This is a genomic window from Thermophagus xiamenensis (genome assembly GCF_900112795.1).
In the GTDB taxonomy this organism is placed as follows: domain Bacteria; phylum Bacteroidota; class Bacteroidia; order Bacteroidales; family Marinilabiliaceae; genus Thermophagus; species Thermophagus xiamenensis.
In genome coordinates, this window is the sequence record NZ_FONA01000009.1 from 78,618 (window position 1) to 91,382 (window position 12,765).

Consider the following 12,765-nt stretch of genomic DNA (forward strand, 5'->3'; position numbering starts at 1 on the left):
GCCTCTTTGTTTTTATACATGTTCTTTTGTGGCGAAAGCCGCCATGCTCATTTCATCCGTATAGTCAATATTTTCTGCTAACAATATAGAATAGTGACCTTCATAAAATTCCTAAAAGAACAATCATAACCTTGGAAAAACAGAGAATTATTGTTAGCCCCAATTAAAAAACAATAATTTTTTTCCTGTTTTTAGCCATCGCTTAATCAGCCGACCATCCTTATAAAATATTCTTTTTAATTAGTTGTTCCATAATAGCCGGCCAATGCCGCTCTGCATCACAATCCTTGAAGGTCATGATTTCTATCAGCCCAACACATTCACCTTCTTTTAAAATGGGTAATAAGTATAAAAAATAGTTCTTACTTTTCCCTAAGGCAGTTTCAACCGACACGTAGTCCGCAGGGACATCTTTCACCATCAAAGGTTTCTTGTCGGTAACAGCCTGCCCATTAAGCCCGTCGCCTTCAACAAAAGGTTTGGGTTCAAAATCTTCTGGTAATCCGAAAGAGGCTTCTACGTTAAATTGATTATCAGGTTCTTCTTTTTTGTACCAGATGGCGGCCATTCCTTGAAAAAACTCAATTAACAAAAACAAAAAATGGTGCTTATCAGATTGCACACGAGAATCGGTGACAAGTTTTTGGATAATTTTATCCTGGTACGAAACAAACCTTTTTTCTTCATCGTCTTTTCTGGCATATTCAGCAATTAAATTTTCCAATTCTCTTATTTTTTGTTCACTTTTTATCCGTTCATCCTCTAGCTTATTTTTATACTTTTTCAGTTGAAGATGAACAAATTGATTGTTTTTATCGCTAATATAGAAAGCGGCCAAAAAAAACAAAAAAGCCAGGGTTTCAACCAAATAATATGAAGTTCCTGGATAATGACTGAGAAAAACATTTTTAAACAACGACAAGGTAAAGGCAATACCTCCGAAAAGGAAAAGCCATTTTTGAAAATTATGGTTATTAAAAAAATGCCTGATCATATTCATTTTTTTACCTTGTTTTATTACCCCTTTAATTGATTCAATACCTGAACAATTTCATCAGGTTTAAGGACCTGGTTGGGGGTAAACAACTTGAGTGCAGCCCGAGGCATTGTATCGACCTCACAAGAAGCGGGGTCCTGAACAATTGTAAATCCTTTTTTATCGTGAATACATTTAATTCCTTGCGCTCCATCTCTATTGGCACCGGTCAGAATAATCCCGAGGGCTTTTTCTCTGAATGCAAATGCTGCCGACGAAAAGGCATAATCGATAGAAGGCCTACTATGATTATTTACCTCTTCAGTAGACAAAGAAACCGTACCATCAAATTCAACAAAAAGGTGATAATTTGAAGGTGCCAACATGGCAATACCAGGCCTTAACTTATCTTTATCATACGGTTCCACAACCGGAATTTTTGACTTCATATTCAGTCCCTCTACCAGCCCGGAGCGTATATGCTTAAGACGATGAAGACATAACACTATTGGGACAGAAAAGGATGGATCCAGTTGAGAAAGTATCCTGGATACAACTGAAAAACTTCCGGCCGAACCACCTATAACGACCACTTTAAACTTCTGATCCGGTATATTCATCCAATCCTTTTATATATTTAGTTTATTATCTCGTTTAATTAATAATTTCCCAAACTTGAACTTTTACCAACAGGGAACTATACGATCTGCAATAAAACAATCTAAAGAGCCTTCAAATTTTTTTAAATATACTTTCTTTCCTATCTAAAACACATAACTGATTATGAAATACCTCGGGAATAGACTCTCGAACACCCAAGGCAATAATTCCACCCGTTTTTAAATTGCTTAGCAACCTCGCTAAAAGCTCTTCTTTCTTACGAACCGTATAATTAATGCCTGAATTCCGAAAAAGAATTAAATCAAATTTTTCATTAAAATCGCCCACTCCTACCGAAGCACACTTAAACTCACAGAATTCCAAAAGCTCTTTGTTAAAATATTTTTCACCCTCCTTCTCGATAAAATAATTGTTGAACAAGTCTTTCTCTTCCAGCCTTCGATAGTTATTATAACTAATCTCTATTTTTTTCTGATCTATGACTCCTTCAGAGATTTCTCTGCATTTTTCTTTAGAGGGATGCTGACACAAAACCTTCACGTTATTAAGTATTCCTTGTTCTTTTAGCAAAATCAACAAAGAATAAACCTCCTCTCCCGAAGGTGTATCGGGGAACCATACCGACCAGCCTTCCTTATCGAATAAAGAAAAAACATCACGTCTTAAGACCCTCCAAAATCCGGGGTCGCGGAACATTTCGGTCACATTAACGGCCATATGATAGTTTATCAATTCCCTGAAATTTTCATCAGCCAATTGTTCACAAAACTGGGTCAATCGGCGTATCTTAAGTTGGGAAAAGATATGTCCAAGCCTTCTTTTTAAAAAAGAGAAGGAGTGCCCGGAATAATCCAAACAATCATACTTGGACATTTCACTGGTAACTGTTTTAATTTCTTTTATACTAAGAGAAACACCCATGTTCAAAATATTGTAATCAGCATCTAAAATGAAACCCATTGCTTTTTTTAAAAACAGGGCCCGTTTTTTCAAATTTAGTTTTAAAAAAACCATTTAAACTTTCGTGAGCACCCAAAACAAGTGTACCATTAGAGAACAATACATCAAAAAAACGTTGAATAATTCTAGTTTGTAATTTGGCATTAAAATAAATAAGGACATTTCTGCAAAAGACAATATCCATTTTATTATAGAATGGTAAGCCATTTTTTACCAGATCATGGCGAATGAATTTTATATTTTTCTTTAGTAATGGTTTAACAGTAATGATGTCATTCATTGAATCAACGTCAAAATATTTATCTAAAATCTGCTCGCCTTTCTTAGGGTCATTAAAAACTTTTGAAAAATTGTCAATACATCCCCTTTCAATTTGGTGTTTATAAATTCCCTCTTTTGCTTTATCTAAAGCTTTTTGACTTATGTCGGTGGCAAAGACTCTGGTTTTAGGGAGCATCCCCAGTTCATTAAATAAGATTAAAAGGGAAAAAACTTCCTGCCCAGTAGAGCAGCCTGCATGCCAAATATTGATAACTCCATTTTTGCGATAAATAGATAAATGTTTTTCAAATAAAAATCTCCACAATTCAGGGTCTCTAAAAAAATCTGTTGTATTAACGGTGATGGCTTCAACAACCTCTTCAACAAAACGATTATCAGAGAGGGTACGGGCTGTTAACTCATCGAAGGTCATCTTATGGTCTTGCATCACCTTTTGGATTCTTCTGTTAATAGAATTATCGGAATATTCAGAAAAATCATAGGGTGTATGCTCTTTAAGCACCCGGAGGTATTCTTTATAGGTCATTACTTTGGGTTGATACAACTCTTCAATCAATTAAAACAACTCAACTTCAACATTTTGAATAAATGCGGTGTAAGAATGGTCGTCACCCACCTGGGCTTCTGATAATAGGAAAAGTACCGGAACTTCTTCACCGTATTTATTCAAAATAGGCACTTCTTTACGTTGTCCAATTATTTTGTTTTCTCCAGGATTAACAAAAGCAGACACAAATGGATCATTTTTAGCTGTATTTTTTGAAAAGAGCTTAGAAACGTGTTTCCCTAACACCTCTTCTCGTGAATAGCCCCATAATTTTTCAGCCGCCGCATTAAAAAACTCCAAGATTCCATCTTTATTAGTGGTAATAATGGCATCAAGTGCCCCTTCCAGAGTCTTTTCATTTCTGATTTTCACAGCTTCAATTTCCTTAAAATGCTCTTTCACTTCATTTCTGGCCTCTTCAAGCATAATACCCAATTCCTCTTTGGAACGTTTAAGAGCCTCTTCCATCTTCACCTGCTCGGTTACATCATTCTCCAAACTAAGAATCTTCATTATATTGCCATCATTATCAACCACCGGCGAATAGGTGGTAAGTAAATATATTTCTTCCCCCAGTTTAGTTCTACGCCTTACACGACCACGGAAGTTCTGCCCTTTTTGCAGTTGAGAAAGAATTTTATCTAGCTCAGGTTCATCTTCCTTAAAAAAGAAAATTTTAAGATTTTGCCCTTCAATTTCTTCAGGTCGATATTTGAAAGTATTCAGGAAATTATGATTTACCGAAATAAGTGTTCCATCAGTTTCAAATTCACAGCTTATAGCTGCATGGTCAATAGCATCGAGAATCCCTTGCATTTCTATTTCCCGCCTTTCACTTTCCTCTTGAGTGGCGGTCATCTCTTCAAGATTTTGCCGCAGTTCCTCTTCCTGCTGAGCCATTTTTTCCGCCTGAATTTGGGTTTCTTTCAGCAACTTGGAAGTTTTTATATTGGTCTTAACGGTAGAAATAGTAACTGCAATACTTTCACCCAACTTTTCAACAAATTCGATTTCAAATTGCTGAAAAGGCCTAAAAGAGGCTAGCTCAATAACACCATAAATCTCTTCATTAGCTTTAAGTGGCACAATCAAAATGGCACCAGGAGTAGCTTCACCAAGTCCCGAAGTTATATTGACATACCCATCAGGCACATCTGTCATATAAATAGTTTCTTTTTCCAAAGCGCACCGCCCCACTAATCCTTCACCCCACTTAATTATTTTGTCGGCAAATTTTCTACGGTCGTAAGCAACACAGGCCGTCATTTCAAAATACTTTTCCCCTTCTTCCCCGGTTTCGGGTTGATTTAACAGGAAAAATCCACCTTGGTTAATCTTCATATAATTAACCAGATAATGAATAATGTTATAGGAAAGTTCTTCAAGGTTATCGTTATTTTTCCTTAAAAGTTCGGCAAACTGAGCGAGACCTTGTGTCACCCAAGCCCGTTGTTCTTCCTCCAATCGACGCTGTTCCTGTTCTTTTTTGCTTTGAATCATGAATTCTCTAAGCTTTATAAGGGCATTCGTCAAAGCATCGTGCTTCCTGTTATTAGGAATTATCTCATCTAATTTACCCTGTCTAAGGTTGTCGATAAACCCCAACACCATACGGGTTTTGCTAGCCTCTTTCTTGATACGTTTATGCTGTTTGCGAAGTGCCCTAACAAAAACACTCGATACCTGATAACCAAGAAAAGCAAAAATGAAAGGGAAAAATACCACAATCCACATACCTGGTACCAAATAAAGGAGGCTCCATAATCCTTCACCGGTTTGCTTTACTGGTCCGGCATCAAGACTAAGTAAAATTATGAGCACAGCCAAAATCAAACCAAAGGCAAAACCTCTGAGCGAATATTGCGATAATATGTTACGATAATCTTTCTTCTTCATGTTGTCAACTCTTTGACCTCTTAAGTAGTAAAATTAGTTATGCAGGATTAACTTTTTTCGTTTCTCTGATTAATAAAATTTTTCAAATTCCTTCAAATAATGGAATATATTTTCGAACCTAAACGTACAATCAAAAAAAAAGTTATAACCGTGAAAAGCACTAATGCAAAATTATCAATTATAATTTGGAGGCGTATTTCAAAAAATCAAATAAAATATTTCATAACATAAGGTGCCATTTTATCAATTGGAAGCACTTTTTGGGCCGCTCCTAATTTGATCGCTTCTTTAGGCATTCCAAAAACTACAGACGTTTCTTCATCCTGAACCAGGGTAGCAGCACCAGCCTCTTTCATTTCCAATAATCCTTTTGCGCCGTCACTTCCCATACCGGTAAGTAAGATTCCCATGGCATTTTGTCCAGCATAACGAGCCGCTGACCGGAAAAGAACATCTACGGAAGGGCGATGCCGGTTGACCAAAGGACCTTCTCTTACCTCAACCGAATACTCTTTACCGGTACGCTTAAGCAGCATATGGTGATTTCCGGGTGCAATAAGCACTCGTCCCTGATATAATCTATCACCATTTTCAGCTTCTTTAACTTCCAGATTACACAATGCATTAAGACTTTTAGCAAATGAGCGGGTAAAGCCTTCGGGCATGTGCTGAACAATAGCAATTCCAGGCATTTTAGCAGGAAGCACTTTTAAAAAAGCACGGATAGCCTCGGTTCCACCTGTTGATGCACCTAATACAATGATTTTTTCGGTGTCAATGATTTTTTTATACGAAACGCTTTTTTTAAGAATAACATCGGCGGACAATTTAGGGGCAATCCAATCAATATGGTTATGATGATTTAACTTAAGGCGAGTAAGTTTTGCCTGGGAGGCCGCCTTAACAGCATCACACAATAAAATTTTAGACTCATTAATAAATTGCCCGGCATTCATGGCGGGCTTCCCAATAATCTCAGATGCACCATATTCAAGAGCTCTCATGGCTGTTTCAGTCCCTTCGGTAGTAAGAGAAGAAATTACAACAACAGGAATAGGATGTTGCGACATAATTTTTCGAAGGAATGTTAAGCCATCCATCCGGGGCATTTCAATATCCAGTGTAATTACATCCGGCACCTCTTTCATAATCTTTTTAACAGCAATTAGAGGATCTGCTGCAGTCCCCATGACTTCAATATCGGGGTCAGACTCCAATATAGCAGACAAGCTTTGCCTAACAACAGCCGAATCATCAACAACTAAAACCCGGATTTTTTTACTCATTTCTATAAATTACAATTCCTTTTTATCTAAAAACTTATGTCTTACCTCGCCAGTGTCGGTAAAAAAAAGAATCTTACGGCCTTTTCGACCTCCAGTGCTAGAAGCTACCACCGGAATCTTTTTTTCTTCCAGAATAAGCCGAGCTACCCTTATGTTCCGTTCACCAATCAAAGTGCCATTAGCACCGCTTTCCAGTAATTCGGCGCCACCAAAAATTTTGGCTTTGAGGTTTTCCCGTTTGGCACCCAAAAATATCATTCGTTCCAATAACTTATCAATGGCAATATTCCCATATTTAGGGGAGGCCAAATCATTCCCGTTCCAAGTGGGGAGCATATAATGATTAATACCACCAATTTTAGTTACCGGATCCCATAAACAAATGGCAACACATGATCCTAAAATGGTTTTCACCACATAGGGCTCTCTACTGGCAAACAAGGTGGATGGGTATAAAAAATGTTGTGTATATTGTTGCTCCATTTAGTAAAAACCTTAAAAAATCTCATCACCATCGTCAAAAAAGATGTCATTACCTTCACCACTAAAACCTTCAACAACATTTTTGGCTTCAGGAAGGTGTATGGTAAAGGTCGATCCCTCACCTTTCCGGCTTTCAATTTCAATTTCTCCTCCTAAAACATCCAGAAGAGCTTTTGTAATGGAAAGGCCAAGTCCATGACCACGGTTGATGGAGTTAATGCCAGTATCAAGCCTCTTAAAACGCTCGAAAATGATTTTTTGGTTTTTTTCGGAAATACCTGTACCAAAATCTCTTACTGAGAAACTCAGTATTTCGTCATTGGCCCAAACCCTAATAATTACCTTGCCATCTTTATAGCTATATTTCAACGCATTATTCAACAAATTGCTTAAAATAAGCTTCAGTTTTTCACTATCGGTTTTAAAATAAAAGTTTTTCCCAAAGCCATATTCAATTTCCCATTCAAAGTCTATTTCAATCCCCATTTTTCGGGCTACGAGACTAAAGGAATCGATAATACTTTGGATTACACCCCGAATATTGACCTTTGAGATATTAGGTGTAACCTCCCCAGCTTCAATTTTTGCAGCAACAAAAATATTCCTCAATTGAAAATCTAAATTAAAAGCCTCACTATGAATTAAGGCCACCATGGAAACCACTTTCTTCCAGTCATTCTTTTCAACCGAAAGAATTGATTTGGATAACCCGAGAATAGAGGTAAAAGGGTTGACAATCTCATTGGAAATATTGGAAATAAAGTGGCTTTTAAGAGCTTCTGATTCTCTAAGCTTTTTGGTAACCTCCTGCAATTCCTTTGTGAGCATTTGAACTTCCTGCTCAAATTTCTTCCGCTCGTTTAGCTTCTCTCTTAATTCTTTTAAAAGCTGTCTGTCACTAATGTTTGCCATAATGCATCATTTAAAAAAGCGTCATCGTATTAATAAATCATTTATCTTTTATAGCCTTAATTCAAATTCAAAACAATTACAACCATTAAAGTTTTATTTCCGCTTAAAAATAGTTGGCTTAACATTTTCGAGCGGAACATCCATTCCCGACAATGATTCAGAATGACCAATAAAAAAATAGCCGTCTGATTTTAGATGCCGACACAGACGGTTAATAACCTTTTCTTGAGTGTTTCTGTCAAAATAAATAAGCACATTTCTGCAAAAAATAACATCGAATTTTTCCACCACATCATATGACTGATCCATTAAATTCAAATACTTAAGTTTAAAATCTTTTTGGAGTTCAGGGATTACCCGAACAGTTGGATTCAGACGATTCTTGCTTCTTAAGAAGTAGCGCTTTTTTAATGCCTGAGGAACCATATCGATTTTAGCCTCCTTATAAACACCTTTAGCCGCAGTTTCAAGCATTTTATTTGAAATATCTGTCCCCAATATTTCAAACCTGAAACCTGGATTTCTCAACTTAAATTCGCTAAGAACGATAGCAATGGTGTAACCTTCCTCGCCACTCGAAACGCCTGCACTCCATACTTTAAAAGGCTGTTTCATTCCTCCACGGGTAGAAAAATCCGGTAAGACCTGTTCCGATAAAAAATCAAAATGTACCGGTTCTCTAAAAAAATCGGTTTTATTGGTTGTTATAACATTTAAAAAATTAAACAACTCCTTTTTTTGGCCTTCTTTACTAAAGAAAAAATCCCGATATTGGGAATAGGAATTCATCTTTAATTCACGAATTCTCTTTAACAACCTGCCTTGAAGCATAATGCGCTTGGCAGGAGGCATTTTAATCCCATATTCCCTATATATAAATGTACTAAAAGCCTGAAAATCTTGTTCAGACAGTTGGGCTTTAAAACAATCAAAACCTTTAGCACTATTTTCTTCAACCATCATTTCTTAACTACTCCACTGCTCTTTGGCAATCGAAACAATTTTATTCATTTCGATTACCTCTTTATCAGTAAAAACTTTATCAGGATCTAAAACCAAAATAAAATCATTCTCAAATTTAAATAGGCCATCCACATAGCCTGGTTTATATTCCTGTTGAATAGGCTTTAACGCCTTCTCCTCGACTTCAATTACATCAGAAACCGAATCGACCAAAATGGCAACTCTATAATTACCTTGGCCTGATTCTAAATTAAGGACAACAAAAACTGAGTTTTTGGAGAGTTTCACAGAACCCAAATTAAATTTAATACCGGTATCAATTACCGGAATAACTTCTTCTCTAAATTCAAGCAACCCGGCTAAAAAAACCGATTGCTTGGGAACAGGTTTTGGTTGCTCGTATTCCCGGATTTCTAAAACCCTGGAAACATGTATTGCAAAGACTTCTTTGGCAAGTCTAAATGTCAGATAGGACTCCATCTATCTATTTTAATTAAAATCCAAAATTCAATTTAAATTTCAGCTGCAATAGTTAACTCTTGCACGTCTACAATATGAATGAATTGGTTTTCAAAAAGAAAAGTCCCTTTAAAATTTTTAATGCGACTTTTCTTTGAATCAACCACTGTGGGTTTCACCTCAATACCTTCTGCCTCAATAACCTCTTTCACCATATCCACCATTACCCCCAAATTATTCTCTTGTTGGTCATCCGGGGAAACAACAATAATGGCTGTGTCATGATTAATACCTTTATCCGGAAAACCCATCATCACTCTTAAGTCAACTACAGGAACAATATTTCCATGAAGATTTATCACACCTTTCATAAATTCAGGAGTATTCGGAACTTTAGTGATCTCAGAAACCTCAAGGATATGATTTACCTTCATGGCATCTAAAGCAAAAAACTCCTCACCAACTTTAAAAGATAGAAGGGTATTATTTTGTTGTTGCCCGGCCATAATTTAACCTTTTGACATTTAATTGTTTTTTCCACTATTATTACCACCACTGAATTGAAAAATTCTGTTGGTATCAACAACTAAAGCAATGGAACCGTCACCTAAAACAGATGCTCCGGATATTACTTCATGTCTTTGGAGATAGCGTCCCATTGGCTTAACAACCGTCTGATGCTCTCCCAGCACCTCATCAACCAATAATCCAAGTCTTTTATTCTCATGTCTAATTAATACCATCTGAATATTAGTAGTCTCTTGTTTTTCTTCTTTGAACACATCCCGCAAATCAACATAAGGGATTTGTGTATTATCAATAACGACTACCCTATTAAATGAGTCTCTTAATTGCTCTTTCGCTAAAGAATAGATCTTTTCTATTGAAGAAATGGGTACAACGTATTTGTTAAATCCTACTTTTAACAATAACCCATCGATAATAGACAAGGTAAGGGGTAAACGTAAAGTGATGGTTGTTCCTTGGCCAACTTGAGAATCTATAGTAACTTCCCCCCGAATTTCGGCAATTTTTTTTCGAACAACGTCCATTCCCACACCACGGCCTGAAACATCTGATACGGTATCTCTTGTGGAAAAGCCACTGGTAAAAACCAGATCCATAATTTCCTTTTGGGTAAGTTCATCTGTTTCATGAATCAGTCCTCTTTTTATGGCTTTGGCTTTAATGGCGTTAACATCTATCCCCTTTCCATCATCAGTGACTTCAATCATCACGTTAGCACCTTCATAATACGCCTTAAAATAAATATTACCTTTAGGCGACTTACCAGCAGCAACGCGCTCTTCAGGCGTCTCAATACCATGGTCAACGCAATTTCGTAAAATATGCAGTAAAGGATCTGTTAGATGTTCAATAATATTTTTATCCAGCTCAATATCCCCACCTTCAATAACAAATTCAGTTTCTTTCCCAAGTTCTTTAGACAAATCCCTAACCAGCCGTTGAAAACGCATCAACTCGCTTTGCATGGGAATAAGACTAATCTCAAAGGCATTATCCCTTAATTGTCGGGATAGCTTCTGGACATTTTCGGCCAAGGTCAAAATATCACTATCACCTTTTTTTTCGGCATATACACTCAACTGGGCCTGTGTTGTTACCAGCTCACTTACCAGGTTTACCAGTTCATCAATCTTTTTGGAAGCAACCCGGATACTCGAAATTTTATGCTCTTTGAGCTGCGTTTTTTGTTTATTTGTCCCCGACTTAGCCTTTTGAGAAGATTTGTTATCCTCCTTTTTATCAACCTTATTTAATAATATTTTTAATTCAGAGGATTTAATCAAGGAATTAGCTTGACGCGCGCTTTCAATAAGTTTTTCAATGGGTGGGGTAAGTTTAAAACTTCCTTTTCCTACTTCTTCGATCGAAAGATCACATTCATCTTCAACGAAAATGAAAACATCCTTAATTTCATTAACTGGTTCGGAAGTAGACAGAATAATTTGCCAAAAACAATAATTGTAATCAGGGACTAAAGCATCAAAAGGGGGAACTTTATGAGTAAAAACGATGCTGTGTCCATCACCCAAGGCATGCAAATCATCCAGGAGGAACAATGGATTAGTTCCATTTTGAAGCAAATTTTCCCGCGGGATAAAAGAAATTAAGTAAATCTTCGAATCCGAATTATCGTCAACAGCGTTGGAAGAAGATGTTTTATGAGAAACACTAGGTGCGCCGTCATCATGCAGAAAAGCCTGTATTTTCTCCATTAAGCTGTTAAATTCCTCCAGATCCTCTTCTTCAGTCAAATCTCCTTTATCCAGAAGGTATTTAATTTCATCAACCGCGGAAAAGGTGAGAGAAATCAAGTCATTAGTAACTTCAAGTTTGTTGTTTCGAATCTGATCAAATATATTTTCGAGGTGATGTGTAAATTCGCTAAGGTGATTAAAGCCAAACATGGCTCCTCCACCTTTGAGGGAATGCATAGCCCGGAAGATGCGCTCTATAAGTTCTTTGCTTTGCATGTCATTTTCTAAAGCAAAGAGAGCTTCTTCCAAATCATTCACATTATCTAAAGATTCTTCAACAAACTTGGCTTTAAATTTATCAATCATATTATTTTGCGGTTTCTCACATTTTTTTGCCTACAAGAGAAAGCAAATAGCTATTAATAGACAGATATAATAGAATTTAGCGAAGAACCCTCGAAATAGCGCTTAACAATTTAGCCGGGACAAAGGGTTTAATAATCCATCCGGTAGCGCCAGCCTGTTTAGCCTCCATTTTTTTTGCTGCCTGGGATTCAGTAGTAAGAAATAAAATGGGAATGTGTTTATAGTTATCCATCTCTCTAACTTTACGTATAAGCTCTAACCCATCCATGTTAGGCATATGGAGGTCTGTAATAATAATATCAATGGGTCGGCCATCCAAATATTGAAGAGCATCCTGCCCATCAACACCGACCAAAACATCATATCCTTCATTTTGGAGAGTGAAGTTCACAACTTCCCGGATACTTTCAGAATCATCAACAATAAGAACTGTTTTTGCCATATGTTTAATTGTTTACAGGGTTACAACTCAACAAGGTGGAAAATCCCGCATTGGATATTAAACTCAACAACTCATTCGGTAAGGTTGCAGTTGCTGAGAAATTTTGTTGATTCTGCTCAAAAGTAATCTTTAACGATTGCAATAATTGCAGAAAAGTGATATCCAAATTATCAGGGTTTTCTACCTTAATTTCTAAATCTTTAGAAAAGTTGATTTGCTTTGTTACAGCATCTTTAATTTTTTGAATATAATTTATTGTTAACTGACCGGAAAAGGTCAGCACTTGTTTTTCTTTTTCGTTTTTTAATTGGACTGAATAACTGTCGTCCTTCATAATGGCGTTTCACTAA

The 12,765-nt window shown here is 36.7% G+C and carries 14 protein-coding genes; all 14 read right to left on the minus strand.

The genetic code is table 11. The features are described from left to right. Positions 1–220: 220 nt before the first annotated feature. The 14 genes from BM130_RS06980 to BM130_RS07045 all read right to left on the minus strand — a co-directional run bounded on the left by BM130_RS06980 (position 221) and on the right by BM130_RS07045 (position 12,749). Entirely contained in the window at positions 221–994 is a 774-nt protein-coding gene (locus BM130_RS06980) for a GAF domain-containing protein (protein WP_029626455.1), read from the minus strand. Positions 995–1,017: 23 nt separating this feature from the next. Continuing rightward, a complete protein-coding gene (locus BM130_RS06985; protein WP_010526354.1) occupies positions 1,018–1,596 on the minus strand; it encodes a chemotaxis protein CheB in 579 nt (192 codons plus the stop codon). Positions 1,597–1,708: 112 nt separating this feature from the next. Then, positions 1,709–2,557 (minus strand): CheR family methyltransferase, encoded by an 849-nt coding sequence (locus BM130_RS06990; protein WP_010526353.1) that lies wholly within the window; start codon positions 2,555–2,557, stop codon positions 1,709–1,711. After that, positions 2,535–3,365: a CheR family methyltransferase gene (locus BM130_RS06995; protein ID WP_029626453.1), complete on the minus strand. Its 831-nt coding sequence runs from the start codon at positions 3,363–3,365 to the stop codon at positions 2,535–2,537. The genes BM130_RS06990 and BM130_RS06995 overlap by 23 nt, the downstream gene beginning before the upstream one ends. A gap of 30 nt (positions 3,366–3,395) precedes the next feature. Further along, positions 3,396–5,282, minus strand: a complete 1,887-nt coding sequence (locus BM130_RS07000) for a PAS domain S-box protein (RefSeq protein WP_010526351.1) — start codon at positions 5,280–5,282, stop codon at positions 3,396–3,398. Between the two features lie 206 nt (positions 5,283–5,488). Further along, the gene (locus tag BM130_RS07005; protein WP_010526350.1) at positions 5,489–6,568 is read right to left on the minus strand and encodes a protein-glutamate methylesterase/protein-glutamine glutaminase; all 1,080 of its coding nucleotides are present in this window, start codon (positions 6,566–6,568) and stop codon (positions 5,489–5,491) included. 9 nt (positions 6,569–6,577) lie between these two features. Then, a complete protein-coding gene (locus BM130_RS07010) occupies positions 6,578–7,051 on the minus strand; it encodes a chemotaxis protein CheD (RefSeq protein WP_010526349.1) in 474 nt (157 codons plus the stop codon). 12 nt (positions 7,052–7,063) lie between these two features. Next, positions 7,064–7,963, minus strand: a complete 900-nt coding sequence (locus BM130_RS07015) for a sensor histidine kinase (RefSeq protein WP_010526348.1) — start codon at positions 7,961–7,963, stop codon at positions 7,064–7,066. A 93-nt stretch (positions 7,964–8,056) separates the two neighbouring features. Continuing rightward, positions 8,057–8,926 (minus strand): CheR family methyltransferase, encoded by an 870-nt coding sequence (locus BM130_RS07020; protein WP_010526347.1) that lies wholly within the window; start codon positions 8,924–8,926, stop codon positions 8,057–8,059. A gap of 3 nt (positions 8,927–8,929) precedes the next feature. After that, positions 8,930–9,406, minus strand: a complete 477-nt coding sequence (locus tag BM130_RS07025) for a chemotaxis protein CheW (protein WP_010526346.1) — start codon at positions 9,404–9,406, stop codon at positions 8,930–8,932. 32 nt (positions 9,407–9,438) lie between these two features. Further along, positions 9,439–9,891: a chemotaxis protein CheW gene (locus BM130_RS07030; protein ID WP_010526345.1), complete on the minus strand. Its 453-nt coding sequence runs from the start codon at positions 9,889–9,891 to the stop codon at positions 9,439–9,441. 18 nt (positions 9,892–9,909) lie between these two features. Beyond that, the gene (locus tag BM130_RS07035) at positions 9,910–11,973 is read right to left on the minus strand and encodes a chemotaxis protein CheA (RefSeq protein WP_010526344.1); all 2,064 of its coding nucleotides are present in this window, start codon (positions 11,971–11,973) and stop codon (positions 9,910–9,912) included. A gap of 76 nt (positions 11,974–12,049) precedes the next feature. Next, the gene (locus BM130_RS07040) at positions 12,050–12,415 is read right to left on the minus strand and encodes a response regulator (protein ID WP_010526343.1); all 366 of its coding nucleotides are present in this window, start codon (positions 12,413–12,415) and stop codon (positions 12,050–12,052) included. A gap of 4 nt (positions 12,416–12,419) precedes the next feature. Then, entirely contained in the window at positions 12,420–12,749 is a 330-nt protein-coding gene (locus tag BM130_RS07045) for a hypothetical protein (RefSeq protein ID WP_010526342.1), read from the minus strand. Positions 12,750–12,765 lie beyond the last annotated feature (16 nt).